14 protein-coding genes and 1 tRNA gene are annotated in these 18,570 nt (G+C 71.4%); 5 read left to right on the forward strand and 10 right to left on the reverse strand.

The window, feature by feature from the left end; translation table 11 throughout:
• Positions 1 to 552: 552 nt before the first annotated feature.
• The gene (serS, locus tag ACIQR3_RS15710) at positions 553 to 1,830 is read left to right on the forward strand and encodes a serine--tRNA ligase (protein ID WP_403538729.1); all 1,278 of its coding nucleotides are present in this window, start codon (positions 553 to 555) and stop codon (positions 1,828 to 1,830) included.
• Positions 1,827 to 2,663: an HAD family hydrolase gene (locus ACIQR3_RS15715; RefSeq protein ID WP_403538732.1), complete on the forward strand. Its 837-nt coding sequence runs from the start codon at positions 1,827 to 1,829 to the stop codon at positions 2,661 to 2,663. Before serS ends, ACIQR3_RS15715 begins: the two co-directional genes overlap by 4 nt.
• Before the next feature lie 14 nt (positions 2,664 to 2,677).
• On the opposite strand, the gene ACIQR3_RS15720 is transcribed toward ACIQR3_RS15715, so the two are convergent.
• The 5 genes from ACIQR3_RS15720 to ACIQR3_RS15740 form a co-directional block, all read right to left on the reverse strand.
• A tRNA-Val gene (locus ACIQR3_RS15720) sits at positions 2,678 to 2,793 on the reverse strand.
• A gap of 292 nt (positions 2,794 to 3,085) precedes the next feature.
• The gene (locus ACIQR3_RS15725; protein ID WP_403538734.1) at positions 3,086 to 3,805 is read right to left on the reverse strand and encodes an ABC transporter permease subunit; all 720 of its coding nucleotides are present in this window, start codon (positions 3,803 to 3,805) and stop codon (positions 3,086 to 3,088) included.
• Between the two features lie 11 nt (positions 3,806 to 3,816).
• On the reverse strand, positions 3,817 to 4,728 hold the full coding sequence (locus tag ACIQR3_RS15730) for an ABC transporter ATP-binding protein (RefSeq protein ID WP_403538737.1): 912 nt from the start codon (positions 4,726 to 4,728) through the stop codon (positions 3,817 to 3,819).
• Positions 4,725 to 5,633, reverse strand: coding sequence for an ABC transporter permease (locus ACIQR3_RS15735; RefSeq protein ID WP_403538740.1), 909 nt, complete (start codon positions 5,631 to 5,633; stop codon positions 4,725 to 4,727). The genes ACIQR3_RS15730 and ACIQR3_RS15735 overlap by 4 nt, the downstream gene beginning before the upstream one ends.
• The gene (locus tag ACIQR3_RS15740; RefSeq protein WP_403538742.1) at positions 5,623 to 6,606 is read right to left on the reverse strand and encodes an ABC transporter ATP-binding protein; all 984 of its coding nucleotides are present in this window, start codon (positions 6,604 to 6,606) and stop codon (positions 5,623 to 5,625) included. The genes ACIQR3_RS15735 and ACIQR3_RS15740 overlap by 11 nt, the downstream gene beginning before the upstream one ends.
• 295 nt (positions 6,607 to 6,901) lie before the next feature.
• Here ACIQR3_RS15740 and ACIQR3_RS15745 point away from each other — a divergent pair, with 295 nt between their 5' ends.
• The 3 genes from ACIQR3_RS15745 to ACIQR3_RS15755 all read left to right on the forward strand — a co-directional run bounded on the left by ACIQR3_RS15745 (position 6,902) and on the right by ACIQR3_RS15755 (position 9,441).
• On the forward strand, positions 6,902 to 7,465 hold the full coding sequence (locus ACIQR3_RS15745; RefSeq protein WP_403538745.1) for an RNA 2'-phosphotransferase: 564 nt from the start codon (positions 6,902 to 6,904) through the stop codon (positions 7,463 to 7,465).
• A 60-nt stretch (positions 7,466 to 7,525) separates the two neighbouring features.
• On the forward strand, positions 7,526 to 8,428 hold the full coding sequence (locus ACIQR3_RS15750; RefSeq protein WP_403538747.1) for an LLM class flavin-dependent oxidoreductase: 903 nt from the start codon (positions 7,526 to 7,528) through the stop codon (positions 8,426 to 8,428).
• A 143-nt stretch (positions 8,429 to 8,571) separates the two neighbouring features.
• Positions 8,572 to 9,441 (forward strand): Cof-type HAD-IIB family hydrolase, encoded by an 870-nt coding sequence (locus tag ACIQR3_RS15755; RefSeq protein WP_403538750.1) that lies wholly within the window; start codon positions 8,572 to 8,574, stop codon positions 9,439 to 9,441.
• A gap of 108 nt (positions 9,442 to 9,549) precedes the next feature.
• Here the strand turns inward: ACIQR3_RS15755 and ACIQR3_RS15760 are convergent, their stop codons facing one another.
• The 5 genes from ACIQR3_RS15760 to hisC all read right to left on the reverse strand — a co-directional run bounded on the left by ACIQR3_RS15760 (position 9,550) and on the right by hisC (position 18,411).
• Positions 9,550 to 10,593: a peptidoglycan DD-metalloendopeptidase family protein gene (locus tag ACIQR3_RS15760; RefSeq protein ID WP_403538752.1), complete on the reverse strand. Its 1,044-nt coding sequence runs from the start codon at positions 10,591 to 10,593 to the stop codon at positions 9,550 to 9,552.
• Between the two features lie 162 nt (positions 10,594 to 10,755).
• Entirely contained in the window at positions 10,756 to 14,436 is a 3,681-nt protein-coding gene (gene cydD, locus ACIQR3_RS15765) for a thiol reductant ABC exporter subunit CydD (protein WP_403538754.1), read from the reverse strand.
• A gap of 35 nt (positions 14,437 to 14,471) precedes the next feature.
• Positions 14,472 to 15,476: a cytochrome d ubiquinol oxidase subunit II gene (gene cydB / locus ACIQR3_RS15770; protein WP_403538756.1), complete on the reverse strand. Its 1,005-nt coding sequence runs from the start codon at positions 15,474 to 15,476 to the stop codon at positions 14,472 to 14,474.
• 21 nt (positions 15,477 to 15,497) lie between these two features.
• On the reverse strand, positions 15,498 to 17,003 hold the full coding sequence (locus tag ACIQR3_RS15775) for a cytochrome ubiquinol oxidase subunit I (protein WP_403538759.1): 1,506 nt from the start codon (positions 17,001 to 17,003) through the stop codon (positions 15,498 to 15,500).
• A gap of 328 nt (positions 17,004 to 17,331) precedes the next feature.
• Positions 17,332 to 18,411: a histidinol-phosphate transaminase gene (gene hisC / locus ACIQR3_RS15780; protein WP_403538762.1), complete on the reverse strand. Its 1,080-nt coding sequence runs from the start codon at positions 18,409 to 18,411 to the stop codon at positions 17,332 to 17,334.
• Between the last annotated feature and the right edge of the window lie 159 nt (positions 18,412 to 18,570).

Genomic DNA, 18,570 nt, shown 5'->3' on the forward strand with positions numbered 1-18,570 from the left:
TCCGGCGGTCAGTGGCGGAAGGCTCTGACCGTCGTATCTGCTGATCTTAGTTATCCACAGGTGTTATCCACAGGTTCTCATCTCGACCTGGGGACAAGTCGACAACGACGTCCCATTCGGTCGACAAATCCCCCTTCAGGGCATATCTCCGCCCACAGAGCCGCAGGTCACCCTTCGTCTACCTGTTTCTCACCCCTCATCCTCCGGAGTGACGCGTTTCCACTCGTACGTGGCCGTTCCGAGGGTTTGAAAGAGGAATTCTCCGTCCCGGATGTCCGTTTAGGAATGATCACTTCCGCAGTCCACAGAACTTCCGCACAGCCTGTGGATAACTCTCCGGGGATGTGGATTCCTGTGGACAGCCGAAGCCCCAAGTCCCGCTCCGCGCAAGGCGGTCAGGTCAACCCACCGCTCCGCACCTGCCTCGTTCCAGGTAATGAGACGCTTTTCATTGACCGCCGTGGACAGCCGTGGACCATCGCGAACCATCGCGGAGCGCCCCGGTCAATAGTGAGTCGAACGCCGTCACCGGGCACCGGTAGCCTTGACCGTGTGATTGACCTTCGCCTGCTCCGTGAGGACCCCGACCGTGTGCGCGCTTCCCAGCGTGCCCGTGGAGAGGACGTCGCGCTCGTCGACTCCCTCCTTTCCGCCGACGAGCGGCGCAGGTCGTCCGGCGTCCGCTTCGACGAGCTGCGCAACGAGCAGAAGGGGCTCGGCAAGCTCATCGGCAAGGCCACCGGCGACGAGAAGGCCGAGCTGCTGAAGCGCGCGAGCCAGCTCGCCGCCGACGTCAAGGCCGCCGACGCCGAGCGCGACGCCGCCGACGCCGAGACCCAGGAACTGCTCCAGAAGCTCGGCAACCTGGTCCACCCCGAGGTCCCCGTGGGCGGCGAGGAGGACTTCGTCACGCTGGAGACGCACGGCACCCACCGCGACTTCGCCGCCGAGGGCTTCGAGCCCAAGGACCACCTGGAGCTGGGCCAGCTCCTCGGCGCCATCGACGTCGAGCGCGGCGCCAAGGTCTCCGGCTCCCGCTTCTACTTCCTCACCGGCGTCGGCGCGCTGCTGGAGCTGGCCCTGGTCAACGCGGCGATCGCGCAGGCCACCGCGGCCGGCTTCACGCCGATGCTGACCCCGGCGCTGGTCCGCCCGCAGTCGATGGCCGGCACCGGCTTCCTCGGCCAGGCCGCGCAGGACGTCTACCACCTCGACAAGGACGACCTGTACCTGGTCGGCACCTCCGAGGTGCCGCTCGCCGCGTACCACATGGACGAGATCATCGAGGCCGAGCGGCTGCCGCTGCGCTACGCCGGCTTCTCGCCCTGCTTCCGCCGCGAGGCCGGTTCGCACGGCAAGGACACCCGGGGCATCTTCCGCGTCCACCAGTTCGACAAGGTCGAGATGTTCTCCTACGTCCTCCCCGAGGACGCGCAGGCCGAGCACCAGCGCCTGCTGGAGTGGGAGAAGCAGTGGCTGACCTCGCTGGAGCTGCCGTTCCGCGTCATCGACGTGGCCTCGGCGGACCTCGGCGCCTCGGCCGCCCGCAAGTTCGACTGCGAGGCGTGGATCCCGACCCAGGGCAAGTACCGCGAGCTGACCTCGACCTCGGACTGCACCGAGTTCCAGTCGCGGCGCCTGTCGATCCGGGTGCGCGAGGACAAGAAGGTGCGCCCGCTGGCCACGCTCAACGGCACGCTGTGCGCCGTACCGCGGACCATCGTGGCGATCCTGGAGAACCACCAGCAGGCCGACGGCTCGGTCCGCGTCCCCGAGGTGCTGCGCCCGTACCTGGGCGGCCGGGAGGTCCTGGAGCCGGTGGCCAAGTGAGCGACGCCGCCTCCGCCACGGGTTCCGCCGGCTTCCCGTACCGCCTGGTCGCGACCGACCTCGACGGCACGCTGCTGCGCTCCGACGACTCCGTCTCCGCGCGCACCCGGGACGCGCTCGCCGCGGCCACCGCGGCGGGCGCCGCCCACATCGTGGTCACCGGCCGCGCGGTCCCCTGGACCCGGCACGTCCTGGACGACCTCGGGTACGACGGGCTGGCCGTCTGCGGACAGGGCGCGCAGGTGTACCACGCCGGGGAGCACCGGCTGCTCACCTCGGTCACGCTGGACCGCCAGCTGGCCGGGGTGGCGCTAGCCAAGATCGAGACGGAGACGGGACCGCTGCACCTCGCGGCCAGCCGCGACGGCCTGGACGGGGAGGTCCTGGTCGGGCCCGGGTACGCGGTCGGCGGCGGTCTGCCGGCGATCCCGTTCACGGACGCCTCCGACCTGTGGTCGGCCCCGCTGAACAAGATCTACATCCAGCATCCGACGCTGTCGGACGACGAGCTGGCGGAGGTGGCCCGGCGCACGGCGGGCGGTTTCGTCACGGTCGTCATGGCGGGTGCCGGGATCGTCGAACTGCTCCCGCTGGGCCTGTCCAAGGCGACCGGCCTGTCGCTGGCGGCCCGCCGCCTGAAGCTGAAGGCCACGGACACGATCGCCTTCGGCGACATGCCCAACGACATACCGATGTTCGGCTGGGCGGCACGGGGCGTGGCGATGGCCAACGCCCACGCCGAGCTGAAGGCGGTGGCGGACGAGGTGACGTCCTCGAACGACGAGGACGGTATCGCGGTGGTGCTGGAGCGGTTGCTCGACGGCCTCGGCTGACCTGCCGTCGTCGGCGGAGGATGCACGGATCGAACGTGCGCGGGCTTTCCAGGCCCGACCGCGGCCCGCTCCCCGGTCCGTGTGCGGGACACGGGGGCGGGCCGGTGCCTTACCACTCGGCCAATCCTCCGGGTGGGCGGTCCACGCGGCCGCGGTGCGCGCCGCGTGCTCGAAGCGACCGCCCCGGGCGGCTTCCCGTGCACGGCGGGCTCGACGGAGGGTGGTTACCGCTCCGGAGCCCGCCGCGGGCCGCCCTGTCGGGAGCCGGACGGACTGTCGTACCTGGACATCGCCCCGCTCCTCTCCCGGTCCACGGCGCCCCGCGACCAGCGGGGCTCGAACATGACATGAGTGTGCGGGAACGGGCAGGCCGGGCGCCACCGATTAAATCGGACGCCCGGCCGCTGCTCCCCGTCTCCGGCTCACTCCTCCCCGGCGAGGGTCAGCGCGCGCAGCTTCTGTCCGGCGTACCAGGTGGCGAGCACGGTCACCAGGACCAGCAGGACCGTCGCGGTGGTCAGGCCGACGTCGGAGGTCACCAGTTCGCCGCCGGCGATGTTCTGGGCGACGGCGAGCGACCACTGCTGGACGCTGAGGGTGCGGGCGCCGGGCACCAGGGAGCCGAAGAGGGCCTCCCAGACCAGCGCGTAGACCAGGCCGAACACCACCGCGTGCCGGGAGACCGTGCCGAGCAGCAGGAAGAGCGCGGCGTAGGCGATGGAGGCGACCAGCGCGGCGACCGTGTAGGCGACGGCGATCTGCTGGCCGTTGCCGTTGAGGATCAGGCCGGCGAGCAGGGTGGGCAGCGCGGAGAAGACCATCGTGACGGCGATGGCGACGATCAGCTTGGTGAAGATGATCGTCGGCCGCTTGACCGGTTTGGACAGCAGGTACACCACCGAGCCGTCGTCGATCTCCGGGCCGATGGCGCCGGTGCCGGCGATGACGCCGATGATCGGCACCATGGTGGCGAGCGCGAAGCCGCCGAGGACGTCGGCGGCGGTCTGGTCGTCGGCACCGGTCAGGGCGCGTACCGCGACCGCGATGACGAGCAGCAGCAGGGGCAGGGCGCCCAGGATGAGGGCCCGGCGGCGGCCGAGCAGGGCCCGGTAGGTGAGCCGGGCGACTGTGGGGTCGTACATTGTTCGGCCTCCTACGCCGCGACGAGATACGAGAAGACGGACTCGAGGGACTCGTCGGAGGGCGAGACCGTGAGCAGCCGGATGCCGTGGTCCCGGGCGACCTTGGGCAGCAGGGTGGTGAACCGGGCGAAGTCGACGGCCTGGATACGCAGCGCGCCCTCGGCGTGGTCGACCTCGATGCCGGAGGTCGACGGGTCGGCGATCAGCGCGGCGGCCAGCGCCCGGTCGTCGCTGGAGCGGACCAGGTAGCGGTGCGGGCGGTCGGTCATCAGGCGGCGGATGCGGCGGAAGTCGCCGCTGGCCGCGTGGCGTCCGGCGACGATGACCTCGATGTGCCAGGCGAGCTGTTCGACCTCTTCGAGGATGTGCGAGGAGAACAGCACCGTGCGGCCCTCGTCACCCATGCGGCGCAGCAGGTCCATCAGCTGCATGCGCTGGCGCGGGTCCATGCCGTTGAACGGCTCGTCGAGCAGGAGGAGCGAGGGGTCGTGCACGAGGGCGCTCGCCATTTTCACGCGCTGGCGCATGCCCTTGGAGTACGTGGCGATCTTGCGGTCCTGCGCGTACTCCATCTGTACGGTGGCCAGGGCGCGCTGCGCGGCCTTGGCGCCGAGGCCGTGGAGTTCGGCGTTGGCGAGGACGAACTCCTTGCCGGTGAGGAAGTCGTACATCGCCTCGCGCTCGGGGACGATGCCGATGTGCTGGTAGATGGCCTCGTTGCGCCAGGTCGGCTGTCCGTCGAGGGTGACGGTGCCGGTGGAGGGGGCGAGGAAGCCGCCCATCATGTTGATGAGGGTGGACTTGCCCGCTCCGTTGGGGCCGAGGAGGCCGGTGACGCCGGGGCCGATCGTCATGGTGATGTCGTTGACGGCGACCACGTTGCCGAACCAGCGGGAGACGTGGTCGATGCTGAGCGTGGTCACAGGCCCACCTTCTGGTAGCGGCGGATCAGCAGGCCGTAGGCGCCGGCGATCAGGCCGAGGGTGACGAGGACGTAGACCAGGCCCTCCGCGGTGCCGGGCCCGTGGCCGCCGGGGAAGGCGGAGGTGGCGCCGAGGAAGGCGGACTGCACGCCGTCGATGAGGGTGATCGGCGAGAACAGGCCGATCCAGGCGATGGCGCCGGTGCTGTCCTGGACGTCGGCGATGGCCTGGAGGGTGGAGACCGCGCCGTAGGTGATGGTCAGGACGGCGATGACGGCGGCGATGCCGAAGCCGCGACGCGGGGTGACCGAGGCGATGACCAGGCCGATGCCGGCGAAGAGCAGTGAGAGCAGTGCCACGGAGACCAGTCCCTGCGCGAATCCCTTCGTCTGGTCGGCGAAGTCGAGTTTGGCGAGCAGAGCGCCCACGTAGAGGACGATCAGCGGAGCGGCCGTCAGGATGAACAAGGCCGAGGCCAGGGCCGCGTACTTGGCGCGGACGTAGTCGGAGGTCTCGATCGGCCGGGAGAAGTAGAGCGGCACGGTCTTGAACCGCAGGTCGCGGGAGACCGCCTGGGGGGCCTGGGAGGCGATGTAGAGGCTGATGACGGCCTGGAGGACGATCGCGTAGCGCGTGTATTCCAGGGGCAGTTCCTTGGACTTGGCGAAGACGGCGACGGCGACCATGATGCCGGCGGGCAGGCACATGACGACGAACAGCAGCATCGGCAGCACCTTGGACTTGACCGAGCGGCCGAGGCCGTAGGCGCCGCGCAGGGACTGCGAGTAGAGCGAGCGGCGGGCGTAGGCGCGGCCGAGACGGGGGCCGTCGTAGGCGCGGTAGCCGATGTTGTGGATGCGGGTCTGGTCGCCCGTCACGGCGGCTGTGGGCTGCTCAGTTGCCATGGCCGACCGCCTCCTTCCGCTGTGCGGCAGCGTCGTCGCTGTCCGTGAAGACCTCCGAGATGTGGTGCCGGCGCTGCTCCATGCGGACCAGGCCGAGGCCGAGGCCGGCGATCACGTCGCGGATCACGTCGTACGTCTCGTCGCCGGTGGCGGTCAGCAGCAGCACGTGGCCCGCGCCGGGCAGGCCGCTGCCGTCCTCGACGGTGATCCCGCGCGCGTGGAGCGCGTCGCGCACCGCGCGGGTGCCGTCCGGGTGCTCGTCGGTGTCGGTGACCTCGACGGCGAGGGTGGTGGTGGACTGGGTGAAGTCGGTGGTGGAGCTGGAGCGCAGCAGCTTGCCGCCGTCCACGACGACGACGTGGTCGCAGGTCCGTTCCAGTTCGCCCAGCAGGTGCGAGGTGACCAGGACCGAGATGCCGAAGTCGGTGTGGATGCGGCGGATGAGGCCGAGCATCTCGTCGCGGCCGACCGGGTCGAGGCCGTTGGTCGGCTCGTCGAGGAAGACCAGCTGGGGGTCGTGGACGAGGGCCTGGGCGAGCTTGACGCGCTGCTTCATGCCGGTGGAGTAACCGCCGATGGGGCGGTAGCGCTCCTCGTAGAGGCCGACGTGGCGCAGGGTGTCGGCGGTGCGCTCACGGGCGGCGGCGGGCGGCAGGCCGGACATGCGGGCCATGTGCACGACGAACTCGGTGGCCGAGACGTCGGGCGGCAGGCAGTCGTGCTCCGGCATGTAGCCGACCCGTTCCCGGATGGCGGCTCCCTTGGTGGCCACGTCGAGTCCGAGCACTTCGGCGCGGCCCTCGCTGGCGGGGAACAGACCCAGCAGGATCTTGATCAGGGTGGACTTGCCGGCGCCGTTGGCCCCGACGAGTCCGGTCACACCGGCTCCGATGTCCACGGAGAGACGGTCGAGCGCGGTCACCCGGGGGAACCGCTTGCTCAGGCTTTCGGTCGCGATCACAGTCACGTCCATGACGGTAGTGACGCGCGCCTCACCGGTCGTCAGACCGAGGGGCCGTCTTGGCATCCGACTCCAGGCGTACGGAGCCTTAGGGGGAGCCCTGCCTGAGGGCTACGGCGAGGGGTGCCGGACTCGGGGCCGGGACGCCGGGGGCTCTCGGCTGGGCCACGGCCGGTACTCCCTCGATGGGCACCGGTTCTCCACAGGCGGACCCAATTCCCCTGTGGATAACACCACTTCGCTGTGGACCAAACCTGCGTGAGGAAATCATTCGCGTGACGCGCGTCTCTTTCGGCACCCTGGACACGTGAACGAAGACGACAAGAGGAGCACGGCCGACAGACGCACCGTGAAGGTGTCGAAGTACCTGTCCAAGCATCTGCGTCACCAGCCCGAACGCATCGGGCTCACCCTCGACGAGGGCGGCTGGACCGAGATCGACGCGCTCATCGCGGCGGCCGCCGCGCACGGCTTCCGCTTCTCCCGCGAGGAGCTGGACCACGTGATCGCCACCAACGACAAGCGGCGCTTCGCGGTCGAGGGCACCCGCATCCGCGCCAGCCAGGGCCACAGCGTCGAGGTGGACCTCGGCCTGCCCCCGGCCGTCCCGCCGCCGTACCTCTACCACGGCACGGTCGCCCGTCACCTGGACGCCATCCGGGCCGAGGGGCTCCGGCCGATGAACCGGCATGCCGTACATCTCTCGCCCGACCGGGAGACCGCCACCCGGGTCGGTGCCCGCCGCGGCCGACCGGTGGTCCTGCCGGTGGACGCCGCCGCGATGCACCGTGACGGCCACGTCTTCCAGGTCAGTGCCAACGGGGTGTGGCTGACGGAGGCCGTGCCGCCGGAGTATCTGCGCTTCTCCTGACGCATCCCTCGGCGCGCGGTGTTTCACGTGAAACAGGAGACGCCGCTTAGGCTCGGACGCATGACCCTGCGCCTGAGCACCGTGATCCTCCCCCACCGCCGCTGGCACGAGGGCGGCCGTTCGGCCTGGACACGGGCCGAGCAGCTCGGTTTCCACGCCGCGTACACCTACGACCACCTGTCCTGGCGCAGCTTCCGCGACGGGCCCTGGTTCGGTGCCGTACCGACGCTGACCGCAGCCGCGACGGCCACCGAGCGGATGCGGCTGGGCACCCTGGTGACCTCGCCGAACTTCCGGCACCCGGTGACGCTCGCCAAGGAGCTGATCTCCCTCGACGACATCTCCGGCGGGCGGATCACCCTGGGCATAGGAGCGGGCGGCACGGGCTTCGACGCCACCGCGCTCGGCCAGGAGCCCTGGACGCCGCGCGAGCGGGCCGACCGGTTCGCCGAATTCCTCCAGCTCCTCGACCGGCTGCTGACCGAGGACGCGGTCTCCTACGAGGGCGACTTCTACGCGGCGCACGAGGCGCGCACCATCCCCGGCTGTGTCCAGCGGCCCCGGCTGCCGTTCGCGGTGGCCGCGACCGGTCCGCGCGGACTGCGGCTCGCCGCCCGGTACGGACAGGCGTGGGTGACCACGGGCGACCCGAAGCTGTTCGAGGACGGCACGCCGGAGCAGTCGGTACGGGCGCTGCGGGGGCAGGCGGATCGGCTGGCGGACGCCTGTGCCGGGATCGGCCGCGACGCCGGCGAACTCGACAAGGTGCTGCTCACCGGCTTCACCCCGGACCGCAACGAGCCGCTCCGGTCCCTGGACGCCTTCGTGGACTTCGCCGGACGCCACCGCGAGCTGGGCTTCACCGAGATCGTCGTCCACTGGCCGATCCCGGACTCCGACTTCGCCACGGACGAGAAGGTCTTCGAGCGGATCGCCATGGAGGCACCGGCTCAGCTGGGCTGAGGCTCCGGCGTGCGTACCGGGAGAGCGGAGGCCGGGTCCGGCCGTCCTCGCCGCACGTACGGGCAGCGGCACCGATGAGAGCCGTACCTCACAGATGGGCGGCCTCCGCACGTCCGTACGGGCCTTTACGTGACAATGGCCCGGTGACCTCAGCGACTCGACAGTCCCAGCCCCCGGCCGCCGCCGCTCGCCCCCGGCTCATCGCCACCGATCTCGACGGAACCCTGCTGCGCGACGACAAGTCGGTCTCGCCCCGTACGGTCGCCGCGCTGGCCGCCGCCGAGGAGGCCGGCATCGAGGTCTTCTTCGTCACCGGCCGCCCCGCGCGCTGGATGGACGTCGTCAGCGACCATGTGCACGGCCACGGCCTCGCCATCTGCGGCAACGGCGCCGCCGTGGTCGACCTGCACGGCGGCCCCGGCAGCCACCGGTTCGTGAAGGTGCGGGAACTGGCCCGGGAGAACGCCCTGGACACCGTACGGCTGCTGCGCGAGGCGGCCCCCGGCACGGTGTACGCGGTCGAGCAGACGTACGGCTTCAACCAGGAGCCGGAGTACCCGAAGATGCACCTGGAGGTCCCCGACGTCCTCCGGCCGGCCGAGGAGCTGCTGGGTCCGGACGGTCCGGCTCCGGACGAGCCGGTGCTGAAGATCCTCGCCTTCCACCCCACCATCGAGCCCGACGCCTTCCTCACCCTGGCCCGCCTCGCCGTGGGCGACCGCGCCAACGTCACCCGGTCCAGCCCCAGCGCCCTGCTGGAGATCAGCGGCCCGGACGTCTCCAAGGCCAGCACGCTCGCCCTGTGCTGCGCCGAGCGCGGCATCTCGCACGAGGAGGTCGTCGCCTTCGGGGACATGCCGAACGACGTGGAGATGCTGACCTGGGCGGGACAGTCGTACGCCATGGGCAACGCCCATCCGGACGCGGTCGCCGCCGCCTCGGGGCGGACGGTCGCCAACAACGACGACGGGGTCGCCCTCGTCATCGAACAGCTGCTCGCGCGAACCGCCTGACACGAGTCACCGTCACAGTGGTGGTGGCGGTCGTGGTCGTGGTCACAGTCGCGGTCGTGGTCGCGGTCGCGGTCGCGGTAGTGGTCACAGTCGTGGTCGCGGTCGCGGTCAGATCGGCACGCCCCGCTGGGCCAGCCAGGGCACCGGGTTCAGCGCCGAGCCCATGTCCGGGGTGAGCCGTACCTCGAAGTGCAGGTGCGGTCCGGTGGAGTTGCCGGTGCTGCCCGACTGCCCGATCCACTGGCCGGCCTCGACGCGGTCGCCCTGGTCGACGGCGACGCCGGCCAGATGCGCGTACTGCGTGTAGTAGCCGCCGGCGTGCTGGAGCACGATCTGGACGCCGAAGGCACCGCCGCACGACACCTTCACCACCCGACCGGCGCCGACCGCCCGCACCGGCGTGCCGACCGGCACGGCGAAGTCCTGCCCGGTGTGCCGGTCGGCCCACCGCGATCCTCCGCTGCCGAAGGACGCGGACAGCTGGTACGTCTCCACCGGTGCCACCCAGTCACGGCCGGCACGGGCGTCCGGCTGGTCGAGACGGACGGCACCGGGACAGGACCCCGCGGCGGCCGACGCCTCGGACCGGCCCCGGAGCTTCGACCGGGCGGCCTCCAGCTTGCGCTCGATCTCCTTCTTGAGGGTGGCCAGTTCGGCGTTCCGCCGGTCCAGCTCCCGCCAGGCTTCCTCGGCCTTCGCCTCACTGGCGGCCAGCCGGGCCTCGGCCCGCCGGCTCTTGTCCAGGGCGTTGCTGACGGCGAGGTCGGCACGGGACGCGGCGCGCTGACCGCGCATCAGCTCCTCGGGATCGTCCGCGAGCAGCATCCGCGCGGTGATCGGCAGTCCGCTCCCGCCGCGGTACTGGACGCGGGCGAGCCGGCCCAGGTCCTCGTCCAGGGCGGCGATCTCCCGGCGCTCCCGGTCGAGCAACTCCTCGTACCGCTCGGCCTCGGCCCGCCGGACCTCCGCCTCACGCCGGCCCTCCTCGTACCGCCGGGTCGCCGTGGCGGCGTCCTGGTAGAGCCGGGCGACCTCCGCCCCGGCGTCGGCGCCGGGACCGGCGTCGCGGTCCGAGGCGGGGCGGGCCGCGAGGACGGCGAGCGCGCACAGCAGCGCCGGAACGAGCAGCGGGTGTCGGCGAGGTGAGCGCATGCCAGTGATCGTGGCCCCTGAGGCCTCGCCAGGTCATCTTCAACTCGTACGGCCGGGGGACCGGTTGCTGCACACGGGGCACGGGCGGCGCTCCGCCGACCCTTTCGGCGGATCAGTACGGCGTTTCCGTACGACGGTCGTACCGGCACCGCCCGCCGCCGCCTACCCCGCCGCCACCAGCAGGTCGGCGGCAGCCTCCCGCTCGGCCATCGACCGCAGCGGCCCCGGCTCGGCCGCCAGCTCCGCGAACGTGCCGCGCTGCACCACCCGTCCCGCGTCGAGCACGACGACCTCGTCGACGTTCTCCAGCCCGGCCAGCCGGTGCGTGATGAGCAGGGTGGTCCGTCCCTCGGTGGCGGCCAGGAGGTCGGCGGTGAGCGCGTCCGCGGTCGGCAGGTCGAGGTGTTCGGCGGGCTCGTCGAGCACCAGCACGGGGAAGTCGGCGAGCAGCGCGCGGGCCAGCGCGAGGCGCTGCCGCTGGCCGCCGGAGAGCCGGGCCCCGTGTTCGCCGACCAGAGTGTCCAGGCCGTCGGGCAGGCTGTCGGCCCACTCCAGCAGCCGGGCCCGGCCCAGCGCGTCACGCAGCTGCGCCTCGGTGGCGTCCTTCCTGGCCAGCAGCAGGTTCTCCCGCACCGAGCTGTCGAAGAGGTGGGCGTCCTGCGCGCACAGCCCGACGAGCCGGCGTACGTCGTCGGTGTCCAGCGCGCGGGCGTCCACCCCGGCCAGCGTGTACGACCCCGCGCCGGGGTCCAGGAACCTCAGCAGCACCTGCGCCAGCGTCGTCTTGCCCGACCCGGACGCCCCGACCACGGCGACCCGGCGGCCTTCGGCCAGCGTCAGGTCCAGCCCGGCCACGGCCTCCCGGTCCTGCCCGGGGTGGCTCGCGGCCAGCCCCTTGACGACGAGCGGGAACGGCGTGGCGGGGGCCTGCCGGGGCCGCTCCGGCTCCCGTACCGGCTCGGGGGCGTCGAGCACCTCGTACACGCGCTCGGCGCCGCGGCGTACCCGCTGCCGGTACTGCACGGCGAGCGGCAGCCCGAGGACGGCCTCGAAGGCGGCGAGCGGGGTGAGGGCGACGACGGCCATGGCGACGCCGCCGAGCCGTCCGTCGGCGACCGCCTGGACACCCACGAGGGCGGCCGTCACGACGGTCAGGCCGGAGATCAGCGCGGTGAGCCCGTCGCCCAGCGCGGTGGCGGTCGCCGCGCGGGAGGCGATCCGGGTCAGCGCGGAGTCGGCCCGGCGGGCGTCGTCGGCGCGTGCGGGCAGGGCCCCGGCCACGGTCAGCTCGGCGGTGCCGGTGAGCAGGTCGGTCACCCGGGTGGCGAGCGCTCCCCGGGCGGGGGCCAGCCTGCGTTCGGCCCGGCGGGCCACGGCACCGGTGACCAGCGGGACACCGACACCGGCGGCGAGCAGACCGGCGGCGAGCACGGTCCCGGCCTCGGGCAGCAGCCAGGCCATGAAGCCGACGGAGGCCGCCGAGACGACCACCGCGGAGCCGGCCGGGAGCAGCCAGCGCAGCCAGTAGTCCTGGAACGCGTCCACGTCGGCGACGAGCCGGGAGAGCAGGTCGCCGCGTCGGCTGCGGCGCAGCCCGGCGGGCGCGATCCGCTCCAGCCGCCGGTAGACGGCGACCCGGGTGTCGGCCAGCATCCGCAGCACCGCGTCGTGCGACACCAGCCGCTCGGCGTAGCGGAAGACGGACCGCCCGATGCCGAAGGTCCGGGTCGCCGTGACGGCCACCATGAGATACAGCACCGGCGGCTGCTGCGAGGCCCGCGAGATGAGCCACCCGGAGGTGGCCATCAGGCCGACGGCGCTGCCGAGCGCGAGGCTGCCGAGCAGCAGGGCGAGCGCGAGGCGTCCGCGCCGGGCGGCGGACATCGCGCGCACCCGGGCGAGCACACCGCGGCGGACACCGGCGGCGTCGGGGACGTCCGGACCGCCACGGCGGACACCAGCGGCGTCCGGAACGTCCGGACCGCCACGGCGGACACCAGCGGCCTCCGGGACATCCGGACCACCGACTGCGGCCACCACATCGTCCGCAGCGCCCGCCCCAGCCACCGCATCGTCCGCAGCGCCCGCCCCAGCCACCGCCTCACCCGGACCACCTGCCGGGGCCACCGCCTCACCCGGACCACCTGCCGCGGCCACCGCAGTACCGAGCCGTTCCGAACCCGACACGCCCCGCCCCGAACCGGCAGCCCCCGGCTCCGCCAGCCGCACCACCCGGTCGGCCACCTCCAGCAGCGCCGGGCGGTGCACCACCAGCAGCACCGTCCGCCCCGCCGACAGCCGCCGTACCGCCGCCACGACCTCAGCCTCGGTCGCCCCGTCGAGCGCGGCCGTCGGCTCGTCCAGCAGCAGGACGGGCCGGTCGGCGAGGAACGCCCGGGCCAGCGCCAGCCGTTGCCGCTGCCCGGCGGAGAGTCCGGCCCCGTCCTCGCCGAGCACCGTCCCCGCCCCCTCGGGCAGCGCGTCCACGAACGCCAGCGCCCCGGCGTCCCGCAGCGCACCGCGCACGGCGGCGTCGTCCGCTCCGGGCCGGGCCAGCCGTACGTTCTCGGCGATCGTCGTGGCGTACAGGTGCGGACGCTGCGGCACCCAGGCGACCCGGGCGTGCCACTCGGCCGGGTCGAGCCCGGCGAGATCGGCGCCGCCGACGCGTACCCGTCCCTCGGCGGGCCGCACGAAGCCCAGCAGTACGTCGAGGAGGGTGGACTTGCCCGCCCCGCTCGGGCCGACGAGGGCGACCGTCTCGCCGGGCTCCACGGTGAAGCTCACGTCCGCTACGGCGTCCGCCGCGCGGCCGGGGTAGCGGACCGTCACGCCCTCGAAGGACAGCGCCCCGCTCGCGGGCACCGGCCCGGTTCCCGGCGCCGGAGCCGGTGTCTCCAGGACCTCGAAGATCTCCTCGGCCGCCGCGAGCCCCTCGGCCGCCGCGTGGTACTGCGCCCCGACCTGCCGCAGCGGCAGATACGCCTCCGGTGCCAGCACCAGCACGACCAGACCGTCGTAGAGGTCCATGTCTCCGTGGACCAGGCGCATGCCGATCGTCACGGCGACCAGGGCCACCGAGAGCGTGGCGAGCAGTTCCAGGGCGAAGGAGGACAGGAAGGCGATCCGCAGGGTCCGCAGGGTCGCCTGCCGGTAGTCGTCGGTGATCTTCTTGATCGACTCGGCCTGTGCCTTGGCCCGGCCGAAGACCTTCAGCGTGGGCAGGCCCGCGACCACGTCCAGGAAGTGCCCGGACAGCCGGGACAGCAGCCGCCACTGCCGGTCCATCCGGGACTGGGTGACCCAGCCGATCAGCGCCATGAAGACCGGGATGAGCGGCAGGGTGACGACGATGATGGCCGCCGACACCCAGTCCTCGGTGACGATCCGGGCCAGCACCGCGACCGGGACGACCACCGCGAGCCCCAACTGCGGCAGGTAACGGGAGAAGTAGTCGTCGAGGGCGTCGACGCCCCGGGTGGCCAGGGTGACCAGCGAGCCGGTGCGCTGTCCGGTGAGCCAACCGGGACCGAGGGCGGTCGCCCGCTCCAGCAGCCTCCCGCGCAGCTCGGACTTGACCGCCGCGCTCGCCCGGTGCGCGGCCAGTTCGGTGAGCCATCCCACCAGGCCCCGGCCCCCGGCGACGGCCACCAACAGCAGCAGGGGAGTGCGCAGTTCGCCGGCTGCCAGCCCCTTCTGGAAGGCGCCCACCACGATCTCGGCGACGAGCATCGCCTGGGCGATGACCAGCCCCGCGCCGACGGCGCCCAGGGCGACGACGGCGATCAGGAAGAGCCGGGTGGTGCGGGCGTACCGCAGCAGACGTGGATCGATCGGTTTCACGTGAAACACTCCCCGGCCGGGCTCGATGCCCGGACTCAGTGCGTGGCTTCGGCGAGGTGCTGGGTACCGATGCGCTTACGGAAGACCCAGTACGTCCATCCCTGGTAGAGCAGGACGACGGGCGTGCCGATCGCCGCCAGCCAGGTCATGATCTTCAGGGTGTACGGGCTGGACGAGGCGTTGGTGACGGTGAGGCTCCAGTCCGCGTTCAGCGTGGACGGCATGACGTTCGGGAACAGCGTCAGGAACAGCATGGCCACGGCGGCCACGATGGTGACGCCGGAGAAGGTGAACGACCATCCCTCGCGCCCGGCCTGGTTGGCCACGAGCGCGGCGACCAGCGCGGCGACGGCCACCACCAGCGCGACCAGGCTCGCGCCGTCACCGCTGTCCGCCTGGGTCCACAGCAGGAAGACCAGGGCGAGCACGGCCGTGACCAGGCCGACCCGCAGGGCGAGCTTCCGTGCCCGCTCCCGGATCTCGCCGACCGTCTTGAGCGCTGTGAACACCGTTCCGTGGAAGGTGAACAGGGTCAGCGTCACCAGGCCGCCGAGCAGGGCGTAGGGGTTGAGCAGGTCCCCGAGGGTGCCGACGTACTCCAGGTCCCGGTCGATCTTCACGCCCCCGACGATGTTGCCGAAGGCCACGCCCCACAGGAACGCGGGGATCAGCGAGGTCCAGAAGATCGCGTGTTCCCAGTTGCGCTGCCAGCGCTCCTCGGGCCGCTTCACCCGGTACTCGAAGGCCACGCCCCGGATGATCAGGCACAGGAGGATGACCAGCAGGGGCAGGTAGAAGCCGGAGAACAGGGTGGCGTACCACTCGGGGAAGGCGGCGAAGGTGGCGCCGCCGGCCGTGAGCAGCCAGACCTCGTTGCCGTCCCAGACCGGGCCGATCGTGTTGATCAGCACCCGCTTCTCGGGCCGGTCGCGGGCCAGCAGCTTGGTCAGGACGCCGACCCCGAAGTCGAAGCCCTCCAGGAAGAAGTAGCCGGTCCAGAGGAAGGCGATCAGGACGAACCAGACGTCGTGCAGTTCCATGACTGTGCAGCTCCCTTACGCCTAGTACGAGAAGGCCATCGGCTTGTCGGCGTCACGGGCCTCGCCGCCGATCTTCGTGGGCGGGTTGAGGTCGGCCTCGGTGAGTTCGGGCGGGCCGGCCTTGACGTACTTCGCCATCAGCCTGACCTCGATGACGGCCAGGACGGCGTAGAGCAGGGTGAAGGCGGTCATCGAGATGATGACCTCGGTCTGCGAGACACCGGGGGAGACCGCGTCGCGGGTCTGGAAGAGGCCGTAGACGACCCAGGGCTGACGGCCCATCTCGGTGAAGATCCAGCCCCAGGAGTTGGCGATCAGCGGGAAGCCCATCGTCCACAGGGACAGCAGCCAGTACAGGCGGGTGAGGCGGTTGCCGAGCGGCTTCCTCAGCAGGACCAGGTGCGGCACCTCGTCGTCGCCGGTCCGCCAGGCGGCGGGCAGCAGGAACTTCTTCCGCGTCAGCCACAGCCCGGCCAGGCCGAGCGTGAAGGACGCCATCCCGAAGCCGATCATCCAGCGGAAGCCCCAGTAGGCGACGGGGACGATGGGCTTGTAGTCGCCGGGCCCGAACTTCTCCTGCTCGGCCTTGTTGGTGTCGTTGATGCCGGGCACGTACGAGTCGAAGTCGCTGTGGGCGAGGAAGGACAGCAGGCCCGGGATCTCCAGGGCGACCTTGTTGTGGCCCTCGTCGACGTCCCCGTAGGCGAAGACGGAGAAGGGCGCCGGTTCCTCGCCGTCCCACAGCGCCTCGGCCGCGGCCATCTTCATCGGCTGCTGCTCGTACATGACCTTGCCGAGGGTGTCCCCGCTGATCGCGGTGAGCAGGCCGCCCACGGCGAGGGTGACCAGGCCGAGGCGGAGCGAGGTCCGCATCACCGGGATGTGCTTCTTGCGCCGCAGGTGGAAGGCGGCGATGCCGACCATGAAGGCGCCGCCGGTCAGGAAGGCCGCGGAGAAGCTGTGGAAGACCTGGTTGAGCGCGGTGTTCTGGGTGAGGACCTGCCAGAAGTCGGTCAGCTCCGCCCGGCCCTTCTCCTCGTTGATCCGGTACCCGACGGGGTGCTGCATCCAGGAGTTGGCCGCGAGGATGAAGTACGCCGACAGCAGCGTGCCGATCGAGACCATCCAGATGCAGGCCAGGTGGATCTTCTTGGGCAGCTTGTCCCAGCCGAAGATCCACAGGCCGATGAAGGTCGACTCGAAGAAGAAGGCGATCAGCGCCTCGAAGGCCAGCGGGGCGCCGAAGATGTCCCCGACGAAGCGGGAGTAGTCGGACCAGTTCATGCCGAACTGGAACTCCTGGACGATGCCCGTGACCACGCCCATCGCGATGTTGATCAGGAAGAGCTTGCCCCAGAACTTGGTCGCCTGGAGGTACTTCTCCTTGCCGGTGCGCACCCACGCGGTCTCCAGACCGGCCGTGAGGGCGGCCAGGGAGATGGTCAGGGGTACGAACAGGAAGTGGTAGACGGTCGTGATGCCGAACTGCCAGCGCGCCAGGGTCTCCGGCGCCAGGGCCAAGTCCACGTCGTCACTCTCCTCACATCGCCGTGGTCAGCGGCAGATTGCGCGTGTACGACACACCCATATCGGGAGTGATCCGACACGCTTGTGAACGCGTTCACATTCACAAGCAATTATGACCTACAGCTTTTCGACGCCGGAAGGGGGGTCCCCTGTGACGTCAACCCCTCGGGCGGGCCTTTCCGGAGGCCGTTGAGCGCCGTACCTGGCACGGAAGGCCCGTTTCACGTGAAACGAACGCGAACAGGGCACGAAAAGGGCGCCCCGCAGAGTGACCAACACCACTCCGCGAGGCGCCCCCGGCCTCCTGAACCGTCGCGCCAACCGCTCCCTACAGCCCCTTGCGGAACCCCTCCCCCACCTTCAGGAAGATGTCGTTCGCCTCGCTCTCCCCCACCGTCACCCGCACCCCGTCGCCCGGGAACGGCCGGACCACCACGCCGGCCCGCTCGCACGCCTCGGCGAAGGCGACCGTGCGCTCCCCCAGCCGCAGCCACACGAAGTTGGCCTGCGTCTCCGGCACCGTCCAGCCCTGGGCCCGCAGGCCGTCGACCACGCGCGTGCGCTCGCACACCAGCGAGCCGACCCGGCCCAGCAGCTCGTCCTCGGCCCGCAGCGAGGCGATCGCCGCCTCCTGCGCGATCTGGCTCACACCGAACGGCACCGCCGTCTTGCGCAGCGCCGCCGCCACCGGCTCATGGGCCACGGCGAACCCGACCCGCAGCCCGGCCAGCCCGTACGCCTTGGAGAAGGTCCGCAGCACGCAGACATTGGGCCGCTCCCGGTAGAGCTCGATGCCGTCCGGCACCCGGGGATCGCGGATGAACTCGCGGTACGCCTCGTCCAGCACCACCAGCACATCGCCGGGCACCCGGTCCAGGAACCGCTCCAGCTCCTCGCGCCCCACCACCGTGCCGGTCGGGTTGTTGGGGTTGCAGACGAAGATCAGCCGGGTCCGGTCGGTGATCGCGTCGGCCATGGCGTCCAGGTCGTGCACGTCGCCGTCGGTCAGCGGCACCTGGACCGCCGTCGCACCGCTGATCCGCGTGATGATCGGGTACGCCTCGAAGGACCGCCAGGCGTAGATCACCTCGTCTCCGGGGCCCGCCGTCGCCTGGAGCAGCTGCTGGGCGACACCCACCGAACCGGTACCGGTGGCCAGGTGGGAGGCCGGGACACCGAACCGCTCGGACAACTCGGCCATCAGCCCCGTACAGGCCATGTCCGGGTAGCGGTTGAAGGAGCCGGCCGCCGCGAGGACGGTCTCCATCACGCCCGGCAGCGGCGGATACGGGTTCTCGTTGGAGGACAGCTTGTAGGCCGCCGGCCCGTCGGCCGCCGCGGGCTTGCCCGGCTTGTAGGTGGGGATCCCCTCCAGCTCGGCGCGCAGCTTGGGGCTCGTCTCGCTCACCGCAGTCCTCCTCGTGACCACCACCGGCTTCGAATACTTCTCACCTTATGAGGATTCGGCTCCGGTGCGTACAGGCGAGGACGAGCCACCCGGGCCCCACCGACATCAGGGGCATCAGCGCCCGAAGGCGTACGTTCCACAGGGGCGCCCCTACATATA

Source organism: Streptomyces sp. NPDC090994 (assembly GCF_044768905.1).
Classification (GTDB): Bacteria; Actinomycetota; Actinomycetes; order Streptomycetales; family Streptomycetaceae; genus Streptomyces.

Bases quoted from the DNA above. Each gene is read 5' to 3' on its own strand.
- ACIQR3_RS15725 (WP_403538734.1), bottom strand. From the start codon at position 3,805: ATGTACGACCCCACAGTCGCCCGGCTCACCTACCGGGCCCTGCTCGGC.
- ACIQR3_RS15735 (WP_403538740.1), bottom strand. From the start codon at position 5,633: ATGGCAACTGAGCAGCCCACAGCCGCCGTGACGGGCGACCAGACCCGC.
- ACIQR3_RS15740 (WP_403538742.1), bottom strand. From the start codon at position 6,606: ATGGACGTGACTGTGATCGCGACCGAAAGCCTGAGCAAGCGGTTCCCC.
- ACIQR3_RS15750 (WP_403538747.1), top strand. From the start codon at position 7,526: ATGACCCTGCGCCTGAGCACCGTGATCCTCCCCCACCGCCGCTGGCAC.
- ACIQR3_RS15760 (WP_403538752.1), bottom strand. From the start codon at position 10,593: ATGCGCTCACCTCGCCGACACCCGCTGCTCGTTCCGGCGCTGCTGTGC.
- cydB (WP_403538756.1), bottom strand. From the start codon at position 15,476: ATGGAACTGCACGACGTCTGGTTCGTCCTGATCGCCTTCCTCTGGACC.